Consider the following 24,648-nt stretch of genomic DNA (forward strand, 5'->3'; position numbering starts at 1 on the left):
GTCTCAGACGGCCTTCGCCCGCGCGGTGGTTTCTCCGAAGGGAAGCAATGTCCGGACGCCCCGCGCCAGCGTCTGCGGGTCGATATCGCCGAGGATGAGGTGCTGGAGAATGAAGCCCGGCAGGAATCCGATGATCGCCTTGGCCACGGCATCGGTGTCGGCATCGTCGGGTAGCCAGCCCTGCGTGCGCATGCGTTCGGCGTAGGTGACCCACAACGTGCGCATCGTGAACATCGTCGTCCGGACCATCTCGCCTGCCTCGGGATGGACCAGGGCCAGCGCCCAGGCCTGCGGCGCCAACCGCACTGGCCCGTCGGGACCGCTCTGGCGCACGACCTCTTCGGCGATCGTCGTGATCAGTTCGGCGGGTGTCGGCAGCGGGTCGTGGCGGATCGCCTCGTCCATCGCCACACGCAGGTGCACGGTTGTCTGGGTGGCCAGCGCGGTGATCAGCTCGTCCTTGCTCTTGAAATACCGGTAGACCGCACCGGCCGAAAGGCCCGATGCCATGAACACGTCCTGCATCGAGGTCTCGTAAAACCCCTTGCGGGCAAAGCACAGCCGCGCGGCGTCCAGAATCTGCTGCTTGCGGCGTTCCAGGTGTTCTTCGCTGACTCGGGGCATGTTCCCAAAGTAAAACGAATGTTCGTTCTTGACAACCTCACTGTCCCGTGCCACCGTAAAGCATCGAAAAAGAACGATCATTCGATTTTGGGGAGAACGTCATGAACACCATGCAGCGGGCGCTCGCCCTCGGTCTCGGCGCCGCCCTGCTCCAAGCGCTGATGCTGATCGCGTTCGCCTGGCCCGCCGCCAATATCGCCCCACGTGACCTGCCGCTGGCCGTCACCGGCCCACAGGCAGGGGTGGTCGCAGGCAAGCTCGCCGAGAACAGTCCGGATGCCTTCGACATCTCCACTCCGGCCGATGAGGCCGCCGCCCGCGCCGCGATCGCGAACCGGGAGGTCTACGGTGCGATCGTCACCGGCGACGGGCCGCCCCGCGTGCTGGTCGCCTCTGGTGCGAGTCCGGCTGTCGCGCAGCAGCTCACCCAGATCGGGCAGCAGCTCTCCGGCGCTCCGGCCGCCAGGGTGGAGGATGTGGTGGCCGCCGACCCGGACGATCCGCGGGGAGCCGCGTTCGGCGCCATGGTGCTGCCGCTGGTGATGTCCGGTCTCGCGGCGGGCGTGCTGCTCGCGCTACTGATCCCCGCGGTCGGCGGCAAGGTGATCGGGCTGGTGACCTTCGGCGTCGCTGGCGGGTTGCTGAGCATGGCGATCATTCAGGGCTGGATGTCGGTGGTGCCGGGTTCCTACCTCGTGCTCGCCTCCGTGGCCGCACTGGTCTCGGTCTCGGTCGCGGGCACGGTCGTCGGACTCGCCGCCGTGATCGGCCGCGTGGGAATCGGCCTCGCCGCGCTCACCATGCTGCTGGTCGGCAACCCGTTCTCGGCGGCGACTTCGGCTCCGGAACTGTTGCCGCAGCCGGGCGGCGTCATCGGCCAGCTGCTGCCCCCAGGCGCGGCAGCCTCGCTGCTGCGCTCGGTCGCGTTCTTCGACGGAGCCGCCGCGGCTGGCCCGCTCGCGGTGTTGCTGATCTGGGCCGCCGTCGCGCTCGTGCTGCTCGGCGTCGCCGCGCTGCGCGGTCGTGCCGTGGCGGAACCGACTCCGGCGCGGGACGCGGTCCCCGTGGGTTGAGTTCGGTCATGGTCGGGCCGTCCTCGTAGCCGAGGGCGGCCCGACCAGTGCGAGACGGTGCGGAAGATGACCGATACCCGCTGCGGTGCGAGCCGAAAAGGCTAGCCGGGAGCCGGAATTCGTCGGCTTCCGGCTGTTTCGCGGAGTTCGTCGGCGGGGTCGGCCGGTTACATCACTCCGTGGCCCGCCGACAAGCAAGCCGTGCAGGTGCCGAACACCTCGAGGGTGTGGCTGATCTCGGTGAAGCCGTGCTCACTCGCGATCGCCTCGGCCCACGCCTCGACCGTCGGGCCCTCGACCTCGACGGTGCGGCCGCAGCGTCTGCAGACCAGATGGTGATGGTGGCCATTCGAGCACTGGCGGTAGACGGATTCGCCGGAATCGGTGCGCAGCACGTCCACCATCCCCGCGTCGGCCAGCGACTGCAGCGTTCGATAGACCGTGGTGAGGCCGATGCCTTCGCCACGTTTGCGTAACTCGTCGTGTAGCTCCTGGGCGGAGCGGAACTCATCGATGTCACCGAGCAGCGCGGCGATGGCGCTGCGCTGCCTGGTGCTGCGGATACCGACCGGTTTCTGTGGAGCGGCCGTATTGTCTGGCACGAATCACCCTTCCTCGGCGTGCGCGACGGCGTCGACGACGATATGCGCCAAGTGGTCGTCGACGAGTTCGTAGAGCACCTCACGACCCGAACGCTCACCGTGCACGACGCCCGCGGACTTGAGGATACGCAGATGTTGACTGACCAGGGGTTGGGTCACCCCGAGCGCGTCTACCAGCTCGTGCACGCACCGCGGCGACTCGCGCAACTGCAGCACGATGGCGATGCGCACCGGCGCGGCCAGCGCCCGCAACAACTCACCCGCATCCTCCAGCACGGCCCGCGCGGGGACCGGCGCGGGTCCGGGTGATCGGTAGGGATTGTGCGGCGGCGCGGCAGCGGTCTCGGCGGTCATGTCACCCAACTCCTTAATGGAAAGCATTACCATTTTGATATGCACGGGTGCGCATGTCAAACAGGCGCGTCGGTCGGCCTGCGTTTCAGGGTTGGCTGTGCGGTGGAAACTCGGTTGGGCAGGGTCTATAGGCTAGAGCCGACCTGGTTGATGTGTTGGCATTCGAGTGAAGGCAACACATTCAACCGCACTGATCCGACTCGCAAGTGGATGGAGAACTCTCGAGTGGCACCCAAGTCGAAGGTGGACACCGTTGCCAACCTCGCCAAGCGCCGGGGTCTGGTGTACCCGTGTGGTGAGATCTACGGAGGCACCAAGTCGGCATGGGACTACGGTCCGCTGGGTGTCGAACTCAAGGAGAACATCAAGAAGCAGTGGTGGCGCGCGATGGTCACCAGCCGCGAGGACGTCGTCGGCCTCGACTCGTCGGTGATCCTGCCGCGCCAGGTGTGGGTCGCCTCGGGCCACGTCGGCGTGTTCAACGACCCGCTGGTCGAATGCCTGAACTGTCACCACCGCTTCCGGCAGGACCACCTGCAGGAGGCGTACGCGCTCAAAAACAAGATCGACGACCCGGATACGGTCTCGATGGAGCTGGTCGCGTGCCCGAACTGCGGCACCGTCGGCCGCTGGACCGAGCCGCGTGACTTCAACATGATGCTCAAGACCTACCTGGGTCCGATCGAGTCCGAGGAGGGTCTGCACTACCTGCGCCCCGAGACCGCACAGGGCATCTTCGTCAACTTCGCGAATGTGATGACCACCGCGCGCAAGAAGCCGCCGTTCGGTATCGCGCAGATCGGCAAGAGCTTTCGCAACGAGATCACCCCGGGCAACTTCATCTTCCGCACCCGCGAGTTCGAGCAGATGGAGATGGAGTACTTCGTAAAGCCGGGCGAGGACGAGCAGTGGCACAAGTACTGGATCGAGACCCGGTTCTCCTGGTACACCGACCTCGGCATCACCGCCGAGAACCTGCGTCTCTTCGAACACCCGAAGGACAAGCTTTCGCACTACTCGGCGGGCACTACCGACATCGAGTACCGCTTCGGCTTCCAGGGCAATGAGTGGGGTGAGCTGGAGGGTGTCGCCAACCGCACCGACTTCGACCTGAAGACGCACGCCGAGCACTCCGGAACCGAGCTGAGCTTCTTCGACCAGACCACCAACGAGCGGTATGTCCCTTACGTCATCGAGCCCGCGGCCGGCCTGACCCGCTCGCTGATGGCGTTCCTGGTCGACGCGTACGCCGAGGACGAGGCGCCCAATGCCAAGGGCGGCGTGGACACCCGCACGGTGCTGCGGCTGGATCGCCGCCTTGCCCCGGTGAAGGCGGCGGTGCTTCCGCTTTCGCGCAATGCCGATCTGACGCCGAAAGCGAAAGACCTTGCCGCGCAACTGCGTCAGAACTGGAACGTCGAGTTCGACGACGCGGGCGCCATCGGCCGCCGCTACCGCCGCCAAGACGAGATCGGCACGCCGTTCTGCATCACCGTCGACTTCGAGACGCTGGAGGACCAGGCGGTGACCATCCGCGAACGGGACTCGATGACTCAGGAGCGCATCGCGCTGGACAAGGTCGAGGGCTACCTGGCCCAGCACCTGATCGGCGCCTGACCCGCTCCGACGACGCCCCGTGGCCGAACCGGTCACGGGGGGCATTCCTCGATCAGGGACCGTTGTTACAGGAACTGTTCTGTCGGACAACAGCGGAGCCAGCCCGCCGTCGGTCTCGGCGGCATACAGTTGCTGCAGCCGTTCATCGAATTAGGGCAGCGACAACCTGCCCTCGGTCATCGTGTGACGCAATTGGTCGAGGATCTTTTCGCGATCGCCGTCGGACGGCGCACGTGTTCCTGACCCAGGATGTCAGCGTAAATCCGCGGCGCCCACGCCGTTCGGGTCAGTGACAAGGAGATTCGGCGTCGCCGTAGCTGTCGTGGTGCACCGCCTCGCCGACGTGCTTCTGCCTGCCGAGCGGGGTGAGATCGAGGTACTGGTGGGTGCCGATGAGGATGTCGCCGCCGCGGCCGTAGGACGAGTAGGTGTGGAAGACCGTGTCGTCGTCGCGCCAGAAGACACTGGTGCCGGGCTGCTCGCCGTCGGTGTGCCAGGTCTCGCCCCTGGCCTCGAGCTCGGCCTTGGTGCGGTAGTTGTATTCGAGCGGGGCGACGGATTCGTCCTGGGTGACGTGGAAGTCATAGTTGAAGTCACTGCCGAACGACGAGTACGTCGGGAAGCTCCAGCCCATCCGCTCGCGGTACCGGTCGAGGGTCTCCCACGGTCCGCGTGACACCACCGCGAAGGCGGTGTCCTGCGCGTTCAGGTGGGCGAGGTGGCCGACGTTGTCGAGCAGCAGCGCGCAACTCGGGCAGCCCGCGTCCAGGTCCCAGCGCCACATCATGTGGTACACGATGAGTTGGCGGCGCCGGTCGAACAGGTCGGCGAGGGTGACTTTCCCCGCAGGGCCCTCGAACACGTAGTCCTTGTCGATTGCGACCATCGGCAGGGCGCGGCGTAGCGCGGCCACCTCGTTCATCCTGTGGGTGAGCGCCTTCTCCTCGGCCAGCAGTCGGGTGCGGGCGGCCAGCCATTCCTCGCGTGATGCCACGGCTGGAGGGTTCATGAAATCTCTCCTTGGTCGGTGGACAGTGCTCCATATAGGTAGACGGAGTTGCCGGAGCCGAGTCATCGGGTGACAGCCGACGGATTCGTTCAGGGTCTGGACGGAGATCGTCCACGTCCAGAGGGCCACCATGCCGCAACGATGGGCTGTGGTGGCGTGCCCCTCGGTCTCGGTGGGCGGAAACATCCGGTCGGACCGGCCCGTTGACGCTCGAAAGACCGGAGATCACCGAAGGTGAGGAGCGACGCATGGCGAGAGGAGTGCAGTTCGACCGCTACGGCGGGATCGACGAATTGAGGGTTCTCGAGGTGGCCACCCCGAAAGCAGGGCGGGGCACGAGAACCGTGCCAGCCACGCCACCCATGTGGTGGTGCCCGCCGATCAGGTGACGCCCAAGCCTGCGAATCTGGGCTGGAATGTCGCCGGAGCGTTGTTCGTAGCCGGCACAACGCCTTTCGCTGCGATGCGTGCCGTGGCGGCAGGGGAGACCGATCACGAGTGGTTGCGCTCAGTCGGCGCAACCCCGATCGCCTATGGCGACAATCGCTGTCCCGAAGGACGTGAGATCCGAGCGCCAGATGCGGCCGGGTCCGTCTGTGGAGGGCGGCTCAGCGTGGAACGTCCCAGAACGCGAGCTCGTGACGCATGCCTTCCCTGAACAGTTCTTCCGCGCGCGCCGGGTCGGTACCCGCCTCATCGATCATCTGCGCGCAGCGCCGGGTGAGCTCGGCGAAGCCGGGATCGGCGTAGGTGTCGACCCAGCGGCGATAACGCGGATCCTCGGGCGGGTTCCGCGCGAGCAGCGCTCCGAGCGTGGAATACCCCCACATGCACGGATAGAGGGCGGAAAGGCCCTCACTGTACGAGGCGGCCGACTCGAGCAGGAACGCCGTATACGCCGCGCACGGCGCGCCTTTGGTCGCGCCGTCGAGGTCGGCGCCGAACTCCGCGGCCAGCGAGCGGTGCAGCGACAGCTCCTCGTGGTAGGTGACATGCGCGAGATCGATCAGGTCGCCGAGGTGGGCCGGTGGCGCCTGCCAGGCGAGGCGGGCGAACACCCGGACGTAGTCGAGCAGGAACAGATAGTCCTGTTCCAGCCAGGACCGGAAGATCGGCTCGGGCAGCGTGCCTTCGGCGATCCCGGCCACCGTGGGATGGGTGAGCTGTTCCTCGACCAGGGATCGGCCGATGTCCTCCAGATGTGCCGCGAGACTCATACCGGCAGTCTTCCGCATTCGCCCCGGCGGCCTGGATTGCACCTGTGCCGGAGTTGCCGCACGCTTGCGATGTGTTGCGGGATGAGGTTGATGTGTTGCGGACGTTGGCGCCGTCGGAGCAGCGGTTCGTACGGCACGGCACGTACACGGGGCGATCGGTGTCGGTGCGAGGAGCGCTGGACCCAGTAGCGCTGGGGGAGGCATTCGACTTTGTGCGGCGCGAGTATCCGGTGGTGGCCTGCCGAATCATGGAAGACGCTGCGGGACAGGGATATCTACTCGCTCCGGACGAGCAGGCGTGGACACCGGCGTCGGTGCGCCAGGGTGACGTGGAAACCGTCGACCCACCCGCGGTGGATCCCGCCGGCCAGTTGGCCTACCTGGATGTCGTCGGATCGGGCGCGGATCAATGGCGTGTCACGCTGTTCGCACATCACAGCATCGCCGACGCGGGGCACTGCGTCGGACTGTTGTCCGGGCTCTGGGACTTCTACACCGGGATCGTCGATTGTGCGCCTATCACCGTTGTGCCACAGGACTATCCCAAGCCGCTGGAGTGGTATGTCGAGGCGCATCGGATCGTCAGGTCCGTTGCGTCCGGATTCGAAGACGTGACCAAGCCGCTTCCCCCGGAGACCGATGTTGTGCCCGCCGCCGGGGAACCCACGCCGAGCACGCTCGCGCGTCCGCTTCGCGCGCGCCTGGATCCGGACACCACCACGCGGATCGTCGCGCTCGGCCGCAAGCCGGGAGTGACGGTGAACGGGCTCGTCACCGCAGCATTGTTGCGGGCGTGCGCGAGCGAAACCGTCGGCGGTGCTGTGTCGTTGGGCTGTCTGTATCCGGTAGACCTGCGCTCGCGGTTCGATCCGCCCGTCGCCGCGGCGGCGGGAACCAACATGGCCGGGATGGCCTCGTTCGCGGCCGAGGTCGATCCCTCGGGGAGTCTCATGGAACTGGCTCAGCGCATTTCGGGCCGACTGGCCCGCGATCTGTCCTCAGGCATTGTGCACCAGTCGGTTCTGCACTTTCCGGATTTCTACGGTGTGACCAGGACTTATTCCCTGGCCGGGCACATCGCGGTGACCAACACCGGCGTCGTTCCCACATTCCGCATACCGGCCGCGATCGAACTGACCGATTACGAGATCGTCTACCTCTCCGCCCACCCCCGACCGTCGGCGGGCGCCTCCGCCTCCGTCACCTTCTTGGTCTACACATTCGCCCGCGAGCTGACCGTCGGTCTGCTCGGCGGGGGCGCGAACGCCGAGGGTCTTCTCGCGGCGGTCCGTGCGGAGTTGACCGCGCTGTCGGTGGCTTGTGTCTGATGGCGAAGTAATCAGAACCTGCCGCCGCGGCTGATCCGCCGGGAACCGGTCGTCGCCGTAGGAGCCCGCACTCCAGCCGCCGGATCCGGAGCGCCACGCAGCGGCCCTTCGATCAGGATGCCGATCGCCGGCCAGGCGTCCAGCGGGCAAGGCCATTGGGCAGCGGCAACGACATGGAAAGAATCCAACTGGTTAGCATTGATCCGTGATCACCATCGATCGCCCATACACCGGCCACGTATTCCCGAGCTCGAATCCGCAGCAGCGCGACGTCCCCGGCGCGCGGATCGTCAAGATGTCCGTCGGCGGCATGGACAACAACTGCTACCTGGTGCAGTGCGCGAACACCGGGGCCGCCGTGCTCATCGACGCCGCCAACGAGGCGGAGCGCATCGCGGCCCTCGTCGAGCAGGAGACGCCGGGGCGGGTCCAGCTGATCGTCACCACTCACCAGCACCGCGACCACTGGTCGGCGCTGAAGGAGACCACCGCCGCCACGGCCGCCCCGACCGCTGCCCACGCACTGGACGCCGAGCCGTTGCCCGTCCGCCCCGACCGCATCCTCGCCGACGGCGACACCATCACCATCGGCGACCTGGTCTTCGAAGTCATCCACCTGCGCGGCCACACCCCGGGCTCGGTCGCCCTCGCCCTCACCGACGGTGCCGGTCGCACCCACTTGTTCACCGGCGACTCCCTGTTCCCCGGCGGTCTAGGCCGCACCACCGCACCCGAAGACTTCAACTCGCTGTTCGGTGATGTGACGACGAAACTCTTCGACCGATACTCCGACGACACGGTCGTCTACCCAGGCCACGGCGACGACACAACCCTCGGCACCGAACGCCCGAACCTAGGCGACTGGCGCGCCCGCGGCTGGTAATCGGCGGGGGCCGCACCCCGCCAGCTCGGGCCTTTTCGCACGACTGGTCGGTTCCTGGCAGACGTGCTATCAGCCGAGGACCGCGCGCCGGGAGCCCGAACTCGCCGGGAGTGGCATCCCTACTGGCAAACTTGGGGAGTGAACTCGCCAACGACGCGCAACAGAGCTGGTTCGGCTCCCGACCTCGCCCGGCCCTTCGGCCTCGGCGCGCGGTTGCTGCGCTGGGCCCGGCGACTGGTCGTCGGCTCGGTGGTGATGAGCGCGGTGCTGGTCGGCGGGACCGCGTTCCGTGTGTGGCAGGTGGCGCGCATCGACGACTACACGAAGGCCGACGCGATCGTCGTGCTCGGCGCCGCACAGTATTCCGGCACTCCGTCGACCGTGTTCGAGGCGCGACTCGATCAGGCATACAAGCTCTTCCGGGCTGGTGTCGCGCCGCGGGTGATCACCGTCGGCGGCAAGCAGGAGGGCGACCTGTTCACCGAGGCGGCTTCGGGGAAGAACTACCTGCAGTCGCGCGGAGTGCCCAGCGACAAGATCCTCGCTGTCGAAACCGGTTCGGACACCGTGCGCAGCGTCGAGGCGGTCGCGACGGCGATGCGTGCGCGCGAAATGACCTCCGCGGTGTTGGTCAGCGATCCCTGGCATTCGCTGCGCACTCGCACCATGGCGCGCGACGAGGGCCTCGCCGCGTGGACCGCGCCGACCAGAACCGGTCCCGCCGTCTACACCCGGGAGTCACAGGCGCACGGAATCGCCAGGGAGACCGGCGCTTTACTGTGGTACCAGCTCACCCATTTCTCGGCGGACTTCACATATACAGCGGGACAGTGAGATCCGATGGTCGACAGCTACACCGAATACGACAGGGAACGCATTGTCGTCGAAGGCGCCAAGACCGCGGGGCTCGGCCCGCCGCGCAGTGAGTTCGAAACCGGCCACCGCACCGAGTTCGCCCGCGACCGTGCCCGTGTGCTGCACTCGGCCGCGCTGCGCAGGCTGGCCGACAAGACCCAGGTCATGGGTCCGCGCGAGGGGGACACCCCGCGCACCCGGCTCACCCATTCCATCGAGGTCGCCCAGATCGGCCGCAGCATCGCCGACGGCCTCGGCTGCGACCCCGACCTGGTCGACCTGGCCGGCCTTGCCCACGACATCGGCCATCCGCCCTACGGCCACAATGGTGAGACCGCGCTGGACACCTTCGCCGACGCGTACGGCGGATTCGAGGGCAACGCACAGAACCTGCGCATCCTCACCCGCCTCGAACCCAAGGTGCTCGCCGCCGACGGCACCAGTGCCGGCCTCAACCTCACCCGTGCCTCGCTGGACGCGACTCTCAAATATCCTTGGGGCAGAACGGGTTCCGGCACCAAGTTCGGCACGTACGAGGTCGACGCCGAGCGTCTGGAGTGGATACGCAAGGGTGCGCCCGATCGGCGGCGCAGCCTGGAATGCCAGATCATGGACTGGTCGGATGACGTCGCCTACTCGGTACACGACGTCGAGGACGGTGTGCTCGCCGGCCGCATCGATCTGCGCGCCCTCGCCGACCCCGCCGAGCAGGATGCGCTGGCGACCCTCGGCCAATTCCAGCACGCGCTGTCGGCCGACGAGCTGACCGCCGCCGCGCAACGACTTTCGGAGCTGCCCGTGGTCGCGGCAGCCTCCTGGTACGACGGCACGTTCACCGCTTCTGTTGCGTTGAAGCGCCTGACCAGCGAGCTCGTCGGCCGTTTCGCCACCGCCGCGATCATGGCGACCAAGGATGCCGCGGGGCAAGGGTGGCTCTCCCGCTATGACGCCGAGTTGGAGATACCGCGCATCGTCGCCGCCGAGGTGGCGCTGCTGAAGACTGTCGCGCTGCGCTACGTCATGTCTGATCCGGCGCACAAGCTGCGGCAGGCCGCCCAGCGGGAACGCATCCTCGCGGTGGCCGAGCGGCTGCTGGCCACCGCGCCGCGTGGTCTCGACCCGCTCCTGCTGCCCGTCTGGGACGCCGCCACCGACGACACCGCCCGTGTACGCGTCATCGTCGACCAGATCGCCTCCTACACCGAGAGTCGCCTGGAGCGCGTCGCCGCCCAGTTGAACGTATAGCGCGTCAACTCTTCCGACCCGGCCTGACCAGCCTCCGAGCGGGTAGCCGCTGCGTTCGCCTAGACTCACTGCCGTGGCCGGACGACTCCCTGATCGCGATATCGCGACGATACGCGAACGCGTCCGGATCGAAGATGTGGTGGGGGAGTACGTCGCACTGAAACGCGCGGGTGCGGACTCCATGAAGGGTTTGTGCCCGTTCCACGACGAGAAATCGCCCTCGTTCCATGTGCGGCCCAACCACGGCTTGTTTCACTGCTTCGGCTGCGGTGAGGGCGGCGACGTATTCGCCTTCCTGCAGAAGATCGAGCATGTCGGCTTCGTCGAGGCGGTCGAGCAGCTCGCCGACCGGGTCGGCTACCAGATCAACTATGAGGGTGGCGGGACCTCGGTGCAGCGCGATCGGGGCACCCGCTCCCGCCTGGTCGCGGCGAACGCGGCAGCGCACGAGTTCTACCTGTCCCAGTTGCGCGAGCCGGAAGCCGAGGCGGCACGCAAATATCTCACCGAGCGTAATTTCGACGCGGCTGCGGCTCAGCAGTTCGGCTGCGGCTACGCCCCCGCCGGGTGGGACACGCTGACCAAGCATCTGCTGCGCAAAGGTTTCGATTTCAAGGAGCTGGAGGCCGCCGGGCTGTCGCGGCAGGGCCAGCGCGGCCCGATCGACCGCTTCCACCGGCGTCTGCTCTGGCCGATCCGCAATCTCGGCGGCGACGTCATCGGATTCGGCGCACGCAAGCTCTTCGACGACGACACCATGCCCGGCAAGTACATCAACACCCCCGAAACATTGCTGTACAAGAAGTCTCAGGTGCTCTTCGGTCTCGATCACGCCAAGCGGGAGATCGCCAAGGGTCACCAGGCCGTCGTGGTGGAGGGCTACACCGACGTGATGGCGATGCACTTGGCCGGTGTGAAAACGGCTGTCGCCTCGTGCGGTACCGCCTTCGGTGACGAACACCTCGCGCTGCTGCGCCGTCTGTTGATGGACGACAACTTCTGGCGCGGTGAGATCATCTACACCTTCGACGGTGACGCGGCGGGTCAAGCCGCGGCGCTGAAAGCTTTCGGGGGCGACCAGAAGCTGGCGGGCCAGACCTATATCGCGATCGCGCCGGACGGGCAGGACCCGTGCGAACTGCGCCAGCACTCCGGCGACGGCGCCGTGCGCGACCTGGTAGCGCGCCGGACCCCCTTGTACGAGTTCGTGGTTCGCGGTCTGCTCGCCGACCATGATCTGGATACCGCCGAAGGGCAGGTGGAAGCACTGCGCCGTGCGGTGCCCGTGGTCGCGCAGATCAAGGACAACGCACTGCGCAAGGCGTATGCCACCAAGCTGGCTGGCTGGGTCGGCTGGGACGATATCCAGGCCGTCGTGCGCCGAGTCGGCGAGGAGGCCAAGCGGAATCGCAACGGCGGCGGGCACGCCGGGGTGGGCCGCGCGACCGCGCCGCGGCGGGAGGTGGTCGCCGAACATCCTGCGGCACGGCCGAATCCGAACGATCCCACGCTGCTGCCGCAACGACAGGTGCTGGCCGCCGCGCTCCAGTACCCGGCGATGGCCGGGGCGGGTTTCGACGCGCTCGAGCCGGAGGCCTTCACCCACCCGGCCTACACAGTCGTCCGCACGCTGATCGCCGGGGCGGGCGGCACGGCGGCAGGGCTGGGCGGCGCTGAATGGGTCAACGCCGTGGCGGATGGCACCGACGACCTCACGGTGCGGGCGATGCTGTCCGAGTTGGCCAACGAGCCACTGCCGGTGAAGTCCGAAGCCGACATCCCGCGCTTCGTCGCCGGTGTCCTGGCGCGTACCCAGGAGGCCTGGGTCGGCAGGCAGATCGCCGAGCTGAAGTCCAAGCTGCAGCGGGTGTCCTCGACCGAACAGCCGGAGGCATACTTCGCTTTGTTCGGCGATCTGGTCGCCCTGGAGCAGTACCGCAAGAGCCTGCTCACCCAGGCGATGGGCAGCCACGGCGATTTCGCGACCGGGGCTTAGCGGTCGCACGGTCCGTGCGGTGATCGACACCCGCGGCATTGGCCGGCGCATCGGCGTGGTTCCTCGCGTTCAGTGTGCGATTCCATGCCGTACTTCAGTGCACATGGGCGCCCGGAGTGGCAGTTCAGCGGGCTGAGCAGGGCTTCGCGCTCCGCCCGCGCCGGCGGATATGTCGTACTCGGTCGGATCTGGCCTAACCACGATTCCGATCGATCCCAGTCGTCGCCCGTCTGGGCCCCGACCGCCAACCGGCCAAGCAAGGCTGGATCGGTTCGATGACGAGGCCCACTGCGACCCGCTTCATCGGCCCCCGTGACTACCCTTCAGCGGCGCAGTTGGTCGTGCGGCACCATGAGGGTCGTCCGCTCGTCGAGCGGCTCCATCGGCTCCAGCCGTGGCCGGGTGCTGAGTTTGTCCGCCAATTTCTGTCTGCCGAAGAGCACGAGCTTGCGGGTCACCGGGCTCTCCGTCAGTGCGCGGGTAGCCGCACTGATCTGTTCGTAGCGAGCCCGCCCGGCCTTGCTGCCGAGTACGTAACCGGCCGCCACGCCGATGATCAACCGCAGCATCTCGATGTGCTCCTCCCGTTGGCTGTTCGCGGCTACTATCCTGCCCGACACCCCGCACGCCTGTCGATCCGGACGCCCGCCACGAACACACCCGCGATCCCGGACAAGTCAGCAGCTAGAGACGCGATTTGGGCCCTCGCCCAGCGATACGCTAAAGTTTCTCCTCGGCCCGCCCGGTACCACGAGCGAGCCGAGGATAGTCCCCTATAGCTCAATTGGCAGAGCAGCCGACTGTTAATCGGCAGGTTTCTGGTTCGAGTCCAGATGGGGGAGCAGTGACCAGGGCGAACGGTAACGTTCGACCCTGGTTTTTTGCTTTTCAGGGGTAGAACGACACGGAAACGACACGCTTTCAGCGTGCGAGGCCGCCTAGAGCGGCGGTGAAGTCGGGTGCTTCGGTGGGTTGGTCGATGTAGTGGCGTTTGGTGACCGAGTCGTTGGCGTGGCCGAGCTGCTGAGCTGCGGCTTGGGGGCCGTACTGCTCGGCGATGAGGGATGCGACGGTCTTACGGAAGGTCTTGGGGGTGACCCAGGCGAACTTCTCGCCGCGTGCTTGGCGCCACAGACGGTTGAAGTTGTGGGGATCCCAGATGCCGCCGTCGCGGTTGGGGAAGACCAAGTCCAGCTCGGTCGCGACTGCTTCGGCCTTGACTCTCCGAAGGGTGTCTATGACGAACTGGGGCAGCACGACGGTCCGGTATCCGGAGTCTGTCTTGGTCCATTCCTGCCGGATCAGTCCTTTGCCCTTGATTCGGATAATGGTGCCGGAGAATGTGATCCGCGCCGGGGTGCTGTCGAGGTCGACATCGGACCAGCGCAGGGCGAGTGCTTCGCCGGGGCGCGGGCCCGTTCCGAGTTCGACGTCTGCGACGTCGAGGACCCTCGGGTTGCGTTTGGGGCCGTAGGTGTAGGCGGGAGCCCCATCGAGGGGCTCTCCATCTACCCACGCCTGTAGTTGGGCTCGAAGCTCTGTGAGGGTTTCGAGGTCGGCGGCGCGAGGTTTCTGGCGCTTGCGGGGGAGGTCGGCTACTTCGCGGACGGGGTTGCGGTCGATGGCGTCGTGGCGCACGGCCATGCTCATCATCTCGGAGAGGATGACGCGCTGCCGCCGGGCCTTCTCTCGGTGGCCGTTGAGCACGATGCGTTTGAGATAAGCGTCGATGCGCGAAGTGGTGGCTTCCCATATCCGCAAGGCGCCGAGCGCTGGTTTGATTTTGACGGTGTCCTTGCTGGCCCGGCGGTCGGTGGAGACGTTGATCTCCATCCGGTACAGGTCCAGACTCTGCTCGGTGATGCCTTCCTGGAGGACCTTCTCTGCCAACCACAGGTCGGCCAAATCGGTGAGTTTCGTGTCCCGGGTGATCAAGCGGCCGCGACCCCCAGAGCGTTGGGTGAGCGCCTTGCGGAGGATGTCCTCGGCCTGACCCTTCGTAGGGCCGAATTTGTGTACTGGGCGGGTGATTCCGTCGTCGTCTCGGTAGCGCGTGGTTGCACGCCAGCTTCCGTTCGGCTGCCGCTTGGAGGTGATCCGGCCGTAGGTGCCGATAGGCAGCGATTGTCTGGGCATCACTGTCCTTCCTGGGATCGGGCTGGGTGAGTCAGTCCGTTTGAGTGTTTGCCTGGCTCGACGGGCAGGAGATGCCGTCGGCGGGCTGGAAGATTGCTGTCTTCGCATGGGCGAGGTCTAGGCACGAAAACTGCCTCATCGCAGCGGACTACGTCAAGACGAGAATGATTGCCAGTGGGTAGCTGTCTGTGTCTGGCGCTCAGTGATCTCTGCTGCGACCGCGGTCGAGCCGAGTGGGCGGTCGGCGGTGGGAATCTTGGCCTGGATACTCGACTCTCGACGGTGCGCTCTTGTCGAGTTGATCCTGTTCCCAGAGGAGCAGATCGCTGAGGCGATACCGGCGATATCGACCGATGCGTGCGTATCTCGGCCCCCGCCCAGCCGACGCCCAGACCGCAAGTGTCTTCTTCGGGATTTTCAGACGAGCGGCCAATTCTTCGGTGCTGAGCCACACGTCATCAGAATTCATTTGGATGTCCTCGAGAGCGAGGAACTCTGTTGTGCAGCATGCTGTGGAAGCCCGCAGCCGAAAGATGTTGATGCCCAATTGATTACAGGAGTGCAGAGTGGCTGAATCGTCAGATGGGCGCGATCGGAACTGTTCAGCGACGGCCTGGTCGGTCTATTCGATCGTTCGTCAGCTGGGCAGGAGGCCGGGAGATGATTGTGGGCATGGCAGGTCGCTTTCTACCCGTCGCACTGATTCTCCCAGGGTCCATGAAACCTGATCTTCGGCCAATGCGCCACAACTAAGGGTTGTCCCGTAAGCTGTTGAGCGGCAACGGTATCGTGTCGCGAGTGGTGATCTCGGCGGCTGATCCGGTGATGGTGGAGTTGTTCTCCGGGCTGCGGCCACGCACGTTCGCTCGTCTGATCACCCGGTTGCGGCGCGAAGGCGCCGACCGGCCGTTGCGGGGCCGGCCCTGGGGGTTGTGTTTCGAGGACCGAGTGTTGCTGGTGGCCACCTACTGGCGGACCAACCTCACGATGCGCCAGCTCGCTGCAGTGTTCGGAGTGTCGAAGTCGGCCGCGGCCCGTGTGATCGAGGACCTGGGACCTGCGTTGGAGCTACGGCCCCGGACCCGGTTTCCGCGTGGTGCGGTGCTGATCGTGGACGGCACCCTGGTCCCGACCCGTGATCACGAGGTGGCCGCGCCGAGTAAGAACTACCGGTACTCGACCAACCATCAGGTCGTGATCGACGCCGACACCGAACTCGTCGTCGCGCTCGGGCGTCCGTTGCCGGGTAACCGTAACGACTGCCGGGCCTGGGCGGAGTCCGGTACCGCTCATGCCTGCCGCAACGCGGTGGTGATCGCTGATGGTGGCTATCAGGGCACCGGTGTAATCATCCCGCATCGTCGCCCGCCTGGCGGGGAGTTGCCGGAATGGAAACAGGCCCACAACAAGTCTCACCGCAAGGTCCGTGCCCGCGTCGAGCACGCTTTCGCCCGGATGAAGACCTGGAAGATCTTGCGCGACTGTCGTCTACGCGGCGACGGTGTCGCTGTCGCGATTGCTGGTATCGCTACTCTGGCCAACCTCGCCCACGCCCACTGACGTCTTGGCCGGTGAACCGGCTGACGTCACTATCCCAGACTTACGGGACAACCCTTAGGTTCACAGACGTTCCGATCTCGAAGTTCAGCTTTGGCTGGACCGGGATCGTGTCCGAGGCAACGCCTCGCAACCCTTTCCGGCAGGCACGTCGAGGACGTTCTGGCGGGGGCGCCGTTACAACGCCTCCCATTGCCAGGGTCGAGGAACCTGCCCGCGCAGGCACGCGATCCGGTGCTTGGCTTGTCGAGCTGCATTGCCGTTGCCTGCTGATTGGGCAACAGCGAACGCGACCCATCGGAGCTCCTGGATGTCGGCGAGGGTCCGGAATCCTGGCCACTCGGTGACGTCATCGCCGCCGTACGCCGTGACGAACGACTGATAGTCGTCGTAGGGCACGCGGCTGAAATCGGTGTAGTCCACACCTAGTTGGGTGAGGTCCCATTCGCGTCGGCCGATCGACATCTTGTCGAGGTCGAGCACTGTCGGGATGCCTGAAGGTGGCACTACCAGGTTGCCCTGCCAGGCATCACCGTGAATCACGCAGGAAGAGAGGGTGTTTGGCAAGGAATGGTACTGGGTGCGTAGTCGTGCGTAGTGCTGGAGCAGCCACGTTCGATCGTCCTGGTCGAGGATGTCCGCGGTGTCGATGCGTTTCTCGAGCCCGGTGAAGGGGTCGTAGGCGGGAAGTTCGAATTCTGTTGGGGGTGGCAACGCGTGGAGCGTCCGCAGCATTGCGCCCAGCTCGCCTGGCGTCGATGGGCGGTGGTCAGGGATCAAGCGCCACCATGTGACGGGGCGGTCGGCGACGACGATCGGTTGCGTCAGTGATATTTCGGCCTCGACTGTCGGTATCCCGGAATCGTTGAGCCACTGGGAGACTCGTAGTTCACGGTCGGCGTCATCGATGCTGCCTGGTTGTCCGATCCGGGCGACGATGTTATCGGCCAACCGGTAGATCGCATGTGATCCGTCTCGAATTACTTCGGCACCACGCAGATCGACGCCGCTGACTTCTGCAGCTTTGGCCAACACCTCGTCTGCCGAGGTGTGCGAGCGTGGCGAACTCATTGATCCGAACCTGTTGGTGCGCTGCTGGCGATGGCGTACCGCAGTTCCGCGACTTCAGTCATCCGGCGCCGAGGTGCTGCTGCCGCCGCCAGCGTGCGGAGTTCGTTCTGGATGCGCTGTGAGCGAAAGGCGGTGGCTTGCTGGGTAGCTTGCAGGCCGATGACAGCGGCTTCTCTCGGATCATCCAATTGCATTGTCAGCGTGGCTAATCGAGTAAGCGAGAAGGTTCGCGAACGCGGATACTGGGTTCCTTGGAGCGCGACGGCTTCACGGATCCTTGGTGCTGCCAAGTCGATTCGCTGTCGTGCTTTCGCGACGGGCATCAATGCCTTCCCGGTGCTGCCGAGGTGTTCGGCGGTGTCGTAGTAGCACAGCCAGGGAGCGTCGGTGGCGGGGGTGCGGTTGGCGAAATGCTCGTCAGACCTGGCGACTTCGGTGAGTGCCTCTTGTGTCCGTCCCGTTGTGGCGAGGAACTGGGCACGCAGTGCGCTGAGCATCGCGCGGGCGGTGGCGGACAGTCGGTCTGACCGGACCTGAGCGAGTTCGATCAACGACAGCGCACCGTCGGTGTTGCCGATGTAGGCCATCTTTCGAGCCATATCTGCCAACGTGCTCGCGCGTAATTCCCAGGAGCCAGCGTTGTCGGCACACCACAGCGCTAGTCGGAACCTGCGCTCGGCCACCGGGTAGTCGCCGATGTCGAAGGCAGCGTAACCGGCCACGCTGCTCAGGTTTCCGATTGCTTCGAGCAGCGCACGGCGAGTGGCCGGCGCGGAATGCCCGTCGAGCAGCCGGACGAAGCGGGTGACCTGTGCGCCTGCGGTGAGGCTGGCTGAGCCGCCACCATGCAGGTTCTCGGCCTGAGCGGCCTCCCGCGTGGCGGTCTGCACTTGGTCCACATCCGTCCAGCCCACGCGGCTGACCGGCTTTTCGTCTGTTGTGCTCGATCCGAGATAGGTGGTGGGGATGACGCCCGGATCGAACGGGCTGAACAGATTCACCGCCAACGTTCCATCGGGAGATCGGGTGTCTTCCCGTCGCTGACGGGAGGGGATAAACCCGAGTTCGCTATCGGTTGCGCTGAGAACGACGCGGAATGCCTCGCGGTATCGCTCGTTCGGCCATCGGACCACGCCGCGCTCGTAGCGCGCGATAGTGCGGGCATCTAGATCGCAGCGCTGCCGGTGAGTGCGCCACAGGTAGTTGTTGACCGCTTCCGCCAGTTCGGCACGGCACATCGCTCGCCGAGGCTCAACCCTTGACGGTGTCGCCTCGCGTCGCCGTTGTAGATGCACGTTCGGTGGCATGTGCCCCCTTGCCGAGTAACCGGTCGGCTCAGTTTATCCAGCAGCACTCGTATGGAGCGGACGGACGGTGTTCTGCCCCGTAACTTGCCCTCTTGCTGGACCTCGTTGACGACGAATCTAGAAGCTGACCATCACGAGCACCGACTCACCAAATCTGGGGGATCCAATGAGATCGTGCGAATCACTTCGGGGCACTATCGGCAGTTCACTAGCGCCCTGCGTCAGCGCGCCGACGATCGAACCATCCTGGCGCACAAGCAGACTCGCCACCCAAGGCCGATCAATGCGTCGAGCTGGTGTCGTTGGTCTCGGTCACCAGGCGGTGGATGATCATCTGCCAGGGTTGCTCGCGTCCAGTACCGCTGAGCTTGTCGCCGTCTGTGATGAGAATCCGGGGATCGTTGTCGAACAGAAGCAGCGGTACCAGGTGTCGGGCTACACCGATTTCCGGGAGATGTTGAACGCTGAGCAGCTCGACTTCGTCATCGTTTGCGTTCCGCACGATGTCGGGCGAAGTGTGATCGAAGCCGCCGCGGAACATGGGGTTCACGTCCTGAAGGAGAAGCCGTTCGCTACGGGTTTGGTCGAGGCCGTCGAACTTGCCGACCTGTGTGAACAGTCCGGCATCCAGCTGATGGTCACGCTGCAGCGCCGCTTCAACCCGATCTACAGCAGCTTTACCCAGCTCGCAGACCAGATCGGTACACCGTTCCTGGTAGACGCTCGCTACACCGTGCACGTTGAAGACCCTTCCGATGGCTGGCGTGGCGTCACGGCCAAGGCCGGAGGTGGCTGCGTGATCGATATGGGCTACCACCTGATCGACCTGCTTCTCTGGTATTTCGGTCTACCGGACAGCATCACCGCTGACCTATCGATCAGTGCTCGGCCGGATCGTAACTATGACGCCGAAGACACTGCGCTCGTTCACTTCTCCTACGACACAGGCCTATACGGATCGCTGCTGCTATCGCGTTTCGTCGGTCCCAAAGCCGAGGAGATCCGGCTGATCGGCTCCGACGGCATCGTCCATCTGGAACGCGGGTGCATTCGCCGGCTGACCAACGGCGGTGAGGTCATCGAATCACTACGGCGCGAGCAAGCCTGGCCATCGGCCGCGGCCTGCCAGATCGACTACTTCCACCGCGTCATCGATGGCACTCGACCGAACCTCAGCAGTCCTGCCGACAACCTGGCCCACATGGCTTTCGTCGCGGCCTGCTACGAGGCCGCGCGTACCCGCACTTCCATCAACCCACAGGAGTTGCTGTGACATCTTCATTGGCTCTTCTCGGCGGCACACCGGTCATTAGTAAAGCGGCTCCGCACTTTTTGTGGCCGCCGCTGACGGAGGCCACCGCTGGCGCGGTGCTCTATCAACTGTGGGATGGCTTCTCCATCTACAACCGCTCCAGCGTGATCGCCGAGCTGGAAGATGCATTACAGCGCTACTTCGGCGTACGTTATGCCGTCCTCACCAGCTCCGGCACGGCCGCCCTGTACTCGATGTACGCCGCGTGCGGGATCGGGCCGGGTGACGAGGTCATCGTGCCCGCCTACACCTTCTTCGCCACGGCAACCCCGCTGCTGCACCTCGGTGCGACACCGGTGTTGGCCGACTGCGACGCCAGGGGCAATCTCGATCCGCACGACGTACCGCGACGGATCACCGACCGCACCAAAGCCATTGTGGTCACGCACATGTGGGGCATGCCCGCTCAAATCCAGAGCTTGAAACAGCTCGCCGATACCTACGGTCTGCAACTGTTCGAGGACGCGTCTCATGCTCACGGGGCGAGCGTCGCCGGCAGGAAGGTCGGTACTTTCGGGCGTGCTGCTGCGTTCAGCATGAACGGACCCAAGCCTTTGTCCGCGGGCGAGGGCGGCTTCGTGCTGACCGATGACGACGAGGTGTATCACCGAGTCCTACTCCACGGGCAATATAACAAGCGCTGCCGTAGCGAGATCCCTTCTGACAGCGAACTGTACCGCTATGCCGTCACCGGCATGGGCCTCAAGCATCGCATCCATCCGCTGGCCGCTGCGGTTGCGCTGGATCAACTTTCGCGTCTGGACGAGTACCTCGATGGTCGTCAGCGTATCGCTGCATACATCGCCGACGAGCTCGACGAGTTGCCAGGCGTGACGATTCCGCGGGCCGAACTAGGCGTTCAGTCGTCCTGGTATGGGCTGACAATGCAGTACGACGCTGACTCCTTCAATGATTTGCCGGTCGAACGGTTCCATGAGGCGCTGCTGGCCGAAGGGTGCGCCGAGATCGATCGTCCAGGTTCCACGTGTCCGCTGAACCAGCTACCGCTGTTTCAGGAGCCAGGACCCCTGTTCCCGGCATTCACAGGGAAACTGGCCTACGCGGCGGGCGACTACCCGCGGGCGGAGGAGATCCACCACGCGACACTCAAACTGCCGGTCTGGCACGAGGAACAAGATCTCTGGATCGTCGACTGCTACATCGAAGCCATCCGCAAAGTCGCCGCACACCACACCGAGTTGAAGGGATAAGGATTGATGATCGAAACCACGCTGCTGGAGACTCTGACCAGCGATGCCGAACGCGACCAGGTACAACAGCTCGTCGTCGGCGCGGTCGTCGCGCACGACGGCAAAGTCTTGCTGCTGCAACGACCAGCCGACGATTTCATGGGCGGCATCTGGGAGCTGCCCAGCGGCAAGGTCGATCCAGGCGAAACGCTCGATCAAGCCCTCATCCGTGAGGTGAAAGAGGAAACCGGACTCGACATCGCGGGAATCCGAAAGTACTTGGGCGAGTTCGACTATCAATCCGGCAGCGGCAAGAAGAGCCGGCAGTTCAACTTCACCGTCGACGTAGTTGATCCCGAACCGGTCGAGCTCACCGAACACGACGCCTACACCTGGACCAGCTTGGCTGAAGAGCCACCAGTCACCGACGCAGTGAAAGAAGTACTGCATAGGCATCGGGCCGTCTGATTGCAAATGCGGGATGCGCCGGCGGCGGCCCGTCTCGGCAGGAGCGTCAACCCTGCTGACGCGCCCAGGCCGAGGCCGTCGCCGGATCCCGCACGAAAGGGATGAGAGAAATGCCTGACAGCAAGCTCACGGTTGATCGGATCAGGGAGCGGCTCGAACGCGAAAGACGCTTCGCTCGTGACGTTGGGTGCCCGACCAGCGATTTGCCCGTCGTCGACTACCTACATGCGCCGGTGTGGTCGTGCGGTGCGGATCCGGGGCCGATGACCACTGCGCAGGCGCATAAGGCGATGCAGGTGCACCTCGAATGCTCTGTGGACCGATGCCGGGTGCGCCGACGTGCCCGCAACACGTTGGTCGACAACGGTCGGATGGTTCTCGACGAACGAGCAGAGGGTGTGCCTGATGTCGAAGCCTGATTGCGCGTGTGGTCCATGGATCAAGTTGTCGCATTGCGGGGTCGGAGCATTCGATCCGGCATCGCAAGCCCTGGTTTCGGTTGCCTGCCCGTCGCGGTTCTGTTCGGGCTTAGTTCGGTTAGTCGATGGAAAGATCAGTGCTCATGATGGGTGGATTCCGGGGAGGTGTCCCTGGATCGGTACTCGGGTGGTCGACGATCGCTCTGAATTCCCACCTGAGCAGGTCACGATGGTCAGAAACCCGCCCCGATGAAGCTGGTCGTGCCCGTCCTGTTTCGTTAAAGCTCTAGGTCGATGTCGGGTTGTCGGGTGATCAGATCGTCGTCGACGTCGAACTCGTTGTCTGCGTCGGTGCTCAAACCACGCTGCAACTGTTGCTCGATGGCTTGCTGCGCCTCGGAGAGAGTGGCGCGTCGCTGTTGCTCCGTGCGTAGTTCATCGATCTGCCGCTGGTAGTCGGCGACGAGCACTGAGGTGTCGGCGGCGGGAGCGAACCCACTCCGTACTGCGCTGGTGTGGACGGAATCGTCGTTGTCCTGGAGTTCGGGAGCTGGGCCGTAAAGGATTTCGTCGGTGTCCGCGAAGGCGATACGCAGCTCGAGGTCTGTAATCTGTTGTCGGAGCTGAGCGTCGGAGAGCACGATCAGCGGATTCTTCGCGACCCGATCGGCTGGCGTGACCGTGGTGTCGTGCGGCTCAGATAAGGAATCACTGGTGTGCTCGCCGTTGAGTATGTCCAGGGCTGAGTGGTCAATCTCAAGCCGGGACCACAGTGCGGCGGCAGGCATCTCATCGGGTAGTGGGCGGGTGTCGGCGGCGTTGGCGAGTCGGGTTTGGATGTCGATTCCGGCGAGGTGAGCGGTCTCGATCTTGGCGGCGATGCTCGGCCACCACGGGTCGGTGACGACCCGTGGTGCGATCTGTTGCACGACAGGTGCCCACGTGTTGGCTGGCAGGCGTGGGTCACCGAGGACATCACTGATGCGGGAGTCGAGGAGCCGCTGGTGTTCTCGTTCGAGAACAGTGTGCCGTGGTGGTCCGGTGGGCCGTTGATCTCGGTCGTCTACGTGCAGCGAAGCTCGCCAGACTGCGAGTTCTTGTACGAGTTGTCGATCCGTGCCGAGGAGTGCGCGCGCCCACGGCGGAGCCGTCGCTGGTGTCCACGCCGTTGCGTCGGTGCGGATCTGGTGGGCGATGTCGGTGACGATGCGGGCGCGGGCGGCGAGCTGTGTGGTGTCATGTTCGGCGTCCAGGCCGTCGGGGATTCCGGCGGCCCAGGGGAGTGGTCCGTGGCCGGTGGAGTGGGCGCCGGTTGGGTCCAGGCGCCAGTCCAGGACGGCGGCAACATCGTCGGCGGTGTCGAGTTCGCGTGCGTTGATCGCGGTGCGTAAGGCGGTGATCGGGTCGCGTCCTGAGAGCGCGATCACCGCTAGGTGTTGGCGCAGGATGGGGTAGGCGGGGCAGTCGGTGAGGTGGGTGAGCATCGTCTCGGCGTCGGTGTCGAGGCGCTCGAGACCTTCGGGACCGAGTGCGTTTTCGGCGGCGATGCCGATGGAGTCGAGGTAGATATCGAGCGCGCGGCCGATGCGCTGGTGCGGGTCGAGCGCGTCACGCAGCATCGAGTGCGCTGACTTTTGTGCACCGTCGCGACCGAAAATGCGCAGCAGAACCTCAACGGCGGTGCGTGGATTGGCTGCGGGTTCGGACCAGAACGAGCCTTCTGAACCGTCCAAGGCGGTCGGGACGTAGACGTGGTTGGCGTAGATTCCGCGGGTGAGTGCGACGTAAAGCTGTTGCAGCGACTCGCTTCCGGTGAGTGCGACGTGGCAGGTTTCGGCGGTGATTCCTTGCGCGGAATCGATGGTTGTCGCGTACCCGAGGCGCACATGTTCGCTCACGTAGTCGGCGGGCAGTCGCACACTGTGGCCTGGTTTTCGGTCGGGTGTGTGGTGGGTGGCGGTGAGACTGCCGTCGTTGTGGACTGCGGTGACGGTCCAGGTGTAGCCGTTTCGGACCCAGTCGCGTTCGCCTAAACGCAGTCTCGGATTGTTGCGGCGGGTGCGGATGATGTCACCGACCGAGGCCGCGAGGCCGTCGCAGAGCATGGATTGTGCACCCACCGGGGTGCCGGTGCGAGCGAGGCGATCGGCGCGTGCGCGCGCGTTGAGTTCGGTCACCACGTCATGAGTGGCGGCCAACATGATGGTGTCGCGGCCCGCGAGATGATCCGCGGTCCATGCGATGAACGCGTCGTCGTGGACGGCGCCTTCGTGTCCGCTGTGGATGCGGCCGTTGTCCAGATACCAGCCCAGTGCGGTCGGATCGCCTTCGCGCAGTTGCAGACTGTCAATGGCCACTTTCAGGTCGCCGCTGGTGGCCGGGGTT

Annotated in this window: 24 protein-coding genes and 1 tRNA gene; 13 read left to right on the forward strand and 12 right to left on the reverse strand. The window is 65.2% G+C overall.

Translation table 11 applies throughout. The features are described from left to right. Window positions 1–3: 3 nt before the first annotated feature. On the reverse strand, window positions 4–624 hold the full coding sequence (locus OH799_RS32570; protein ID WP_406272261.1) for a TetR/AcrR family transcriptional regulator: 621 nt from the start codon (window positions 622–624) through the stop codon (window positions 4–6). 101 nt (window positions 625–725) lie between these two features. Here OH799_RS32570 and OH799_RS32575 point away from each other — a divergent pair, with 101 nt between their 5' ends. Continuing rightward, window positions 726–1,697, forward strand: a complete 972-nt coding sequence (locus OH799_RS32575; RefSeq protein ID WP_406272264.1) for a hypothetical protein — start codon at window positions 726–728, stop codon at window positions 1,695–1,697. A 167-nt stretch (window positions 1,698–1,864) separates the two neighbouring features. Here the strand turns inward: OH799_RS32575 and OH799_RS32580 are convergent, their stop codons facing one another. Next, window positions 1,865–2,299, reverse strand: coding sequence for a Fur family transcriptional regulator (locus OH799_RS32580; RefSeq protein WP_357266584.1), 435 nt, complete (start codon window positions 2,297–2,299; stop codon window positions 1,865–1,867). A gap of 3 nt (window positions 2,300–2,302) precedes the next feature. Next, entirely contained in the window at window positions 2,303–2,653 is a 351-nt protein-coding gene (locus OH799_RS32585; RefSeq protein ID WP_357266641.1) for a metalloregulator ArsR/SmtB family transcription factor, read from the reverse strand. Window positions 2,654–2,878: 225 nt separating this feature from the next. On the opposite strand from OH799_RS32585, the gene OH799_RS32590 reads away from it, so the two are divergent. Continuing rightward, entirely contained in the window at window positions 2,879–4,270 is a 1,392-nt protein-coding gene (locus OH799_RS32590; RefSeq protein ID WP_406272267.1) for a glycine--tRNA ligase, read from the forward strand. A gap of 286 nt (window positions 4,271–4,556) precedes the next feature. Here the strand turns inward: OH799_RS32590 and OH799_RS32595 are convergent, their stop codons facing one another. Beyond that, window positions 4,557–5,279 carry a DUF899 domain-containing protein gene (locus OH799_RS32595; protein ID WP_406272270.1) on the reverse strand — a complete coding sequence of 241 codons (723 nt, stop codon included), beginning with the start codon at window positions 5,277–5,279 and terminating at the stop codon, window positions 4,557–4,559. 608 nt (window positions 5,280–5,887) lie between these two features. Continuing rightward, window positions 5,888–6,496, reverse strand: coding sequence for a TenA family protein (locus OH799_RS32600; protein WP_406272273.1), 609 nt, complete (start codon window positions 6,494–6,496; stop codon window positions 5,888–5,890). Window positions 6,497–6,567: 71 nt separating this feature from the next. On the opposite strand from OH799_RS32600, the gene OH799_RS32605 reads away from it, so the two are divergent. Then, window positions 6,568–7,824, forward strand: coding sequence for a phthiocerol/phthiodiolone dimycocerosyl transferase family protein (locus tag OH799_RS32605; protein ID WP_406272276.1), 1,257 nt, complete (start codon window positions 6,568–6,570; stop codon window positions 7,822–7,824). 11 nt (window positions 7,825–7,835) lie between these two features. On the opposite strand, the gene OH799_RS32610 is transcribed toward OH799_RS32605, so the two are convergent. Then, a complete protein-coding gene (locus OH799_RS32610; protein ID WP_406272279.1) occupies window positions 7,836–8,012 on the reverse strand; it encodes a hypothetical protein in 177 nt (58 codons plus the stop codon). Window positions 8,013–8,029: 17 nt separating this feature from the next. On the opposite strand from OH799_RS32610, the gene OH799_RS32615 reads away from it, so the two are divergent. The 4 genes from OH799_RS32615 (at window position 8,030) to dnaG (ending at window position 12,803) form a co-directional block, all read left to right on the forward strand. After that, window positions 8,030–8,707: an MBL fold metallo-hydrolase gene (locus OH799_RS32615; RefSeq protein ID WP_406272282.1), complete on the forward strand. Its 678-nt coding sequence runs from the start codon at window positions 8,030–8,032 to the stop codon at window positions 8,705–8,707. 255 nt (window positions 8,708–8,962) lie between these two features. Continuing rightward, window positions 8,963–9,541 carry a YdcF family protein gene (locus OH799_RS32620; protein WP_406282803.1) on the forward strand — a complete coding sequence of 193 codons (579 nt, stop codon included), beginning with the start codon at window positions 8,963–8,965 and terminating at the stop codon, window positions 9,539–9,541. Window positions 9,542–9,547: 6 nt separating this feature from the next. Beyond that, window positions 9,548–10,807 carry a deoxyguanosinetriphosphate triphosphohydrolase gene (locus tag OH799_RS32625; protein ID WP_406272285.1) on the forward strand — a complete coding sequence of 420 codons (1,260 nt, stop codon included), beginning with the start codon at window positions 9,548–9,550 and terminating at the stop codon, window positions 10,805–10,807. 73 nt (window positions 10,808–10,880) lie between these two features. Then, window positions 10,881–12,803, forward strand: a complete 1,923-nt coding sequence (gene dnaG / locus OH799_RS32630) for a DNA primase (RefSeq protein ID WP_406272288.1) — start codon at window positions 10,881–10,883, stop codon at window positions 12,801–12,803. 323 nt (window positions 12,804–13,126) lie between these two features. On the opposite strand, the gene OH799_RS32635 is transcribed toward dnaG, so the two are convergent. Then, entirely contained in the window at window positions 13,127–13,372 is a 246-nt protein-coding gene (locus OH799_RS32635; protein WP_357266647.1) for a hypothetical protein, read from the reverse strand. A 200-nt stretch (window positions 13,373–13,572) separates the two neighbouring features. On the opposite strand from OH799_RS32635, the gene OH799_RS32640 reads away from it, so the two are divergent. Continuing rightward, window positions 13,573–13,645 (forward strand) — tRNA-Asn (locus OH799_RS32640). Window positions 13,646–13,724: 79 nt separating this feature from the next. Here the strand turns inward: OH799_RS32640 and OH799_RS32645 are convergent. Continuing rightward, window positions 13,725–14,939: a tyrosine-type recombinase/integrase gene (locus tag OH799_RS32645; protein WP_406272291.1), complete on the reverse strand. Its 1,215-nt coding sequence runs from the start codon at window positions 14,937–14,939 to the stop codon at window positions 13,725–13,727. Window positions 14,940–15,138: 199 nt separating this feature from the next. Further along, entirely contained in the window at window positions 15,139–15,408 is a 270-nt protein-coding gene (locus tag OH799_RS32650) for a helix-turn-helix domain-containing protein (RefSeq protein ID WP_406272294.1), read from the reverse strand. Between the two features lie 356 nt (window positions 15,409–15,764). Here OH799_RS32650 and OH799_RS32655 point away from each other — a divergent pair, with 356 nt between their 5' ends. Continuing rightward, the gene (locus OH799_RS32655; protein WP_406282807.1) at window positions 15,765–16,499 is read left to right on the forward strand and encodes a transposase; all 735 of its coding nucleotides are present in this window, start codon (window positions 15,765–15,767) and stop codon (window positions 16,497–16,499) included. Window positions 16,500–16,673: 174 nt separating this feature from the next. On the opposite strand, the gene OH799_RS32660 is transcribed toward OH799_RS32655, so the two are convergent. Continuing rightward, on the reverse strand, window positions 16,674–17,567 hold the full coding sequence (locus tag OH799_RS32660) for a phosphotransferase enzyme family protein (protein WP_406272297.1): 894 nt from the start codon (window positions 17,565–17,567) through the stop codon (window positions 16,674–16,676). Further along, complete coding sequence (locus OH799_RS32665) at window positions 17,564–18,805, reverse strand: XRE family transcriptional regulator (RefSeq protein WP_406272300.1); 1,242 nt, start codon at window positions 18,803–18,805, stop codon at window positions 17,564–17,566. Before OH799_RS32665 ends, OH799_RS32660 begins: the two co-directional genes overlap by 4 nt. A gap of 352 nt (window positions 18,806–19,157) precedes the next feature. On the opposite strand from OH799_RS32665, the gene OH799_RS32670 reads away from it, so the two are divergent. The 4 genes from OH799_RS32670 to OH799_RS32685 all read left to right on the forward strand — a co-directional run bounded on the left by OH799_RS32670 (window position 19,158) and on the right by OH799_RS32685 (window position 22,263). Continuing rightward, complete coding sequence (locus tag OH799_RS32670) at window positions 19,158–20,147, forward strand: Gfo/Idh/MocA family protein (RefSeq protein WP_406272303.1); 990 nt, start codon at window positions 19,158–19,160, stop codon at window positions 20,145–20,147. Beyond that, window positions 20,144–21,397, forward strand: a complete 1,254-nt coding sequence (locus tag OH799_RS32675; protein ID WP_406272306.1) for a DegT/DnrJ/EryC1/StrS family aminotransferase — start codon at window positions 20,144–20,146, stop codon at window positions 21,395–21,397. The genes OH799_RS32670 and OH799_RS32675 overlap by 4 nt, the downstream gene beginning before the upstream one ends. 6 nt (window positions 21,398–21,403) lie before the next feature. Further along, on the forward strand, window positions 21,404–21,844 hold the full coding sequence (locus tag OH799_RS32680; protein WP_406272308.1) for an NUDIX hydrolase: 441 nt from the start codon (window positions 21,404–21,406) through the stop codon (window positions 21,842–21,844). Window positions 21,845–21,954: 110 nt separating this feature from the next. After that, complete coding sequence (locus OH799_RS32685) at window positions 21,955–22,263, forward strand: hypothetical protein (RefSeq protein WP_406272310.1); 309 nt, start codon at window positions 21,955–21,957, stop codon at window positions 22,261–22,263. Window positions 22,264–22,541: 278 nt separating this feature from the next. Here the strand turns inward: OH799_RS32685 and OH799_RS32690 are convergent, their stop codons facing one another. Continuing rightward, a complete protein-coding gene (locus OH799_RS32690) occupies window positions 22,542–24,620 on the reverse strand; it encodes a hypothetical protein (RefSeq protein WP_406272313.1) in 2,079 nt (692 codons plus the stop codon). Between the last annotated feature and the right edge of the window lie 28 nt (window positions 24,621–24,648).

This window comes from Nocardia sp. NBC_00881, assembly GCF_045207455.1.
GTDB lineage: Bacteria > Actinomycetota > Actinomycetes > Mycobacteriales > Mycobacteriaceae > Nocardia.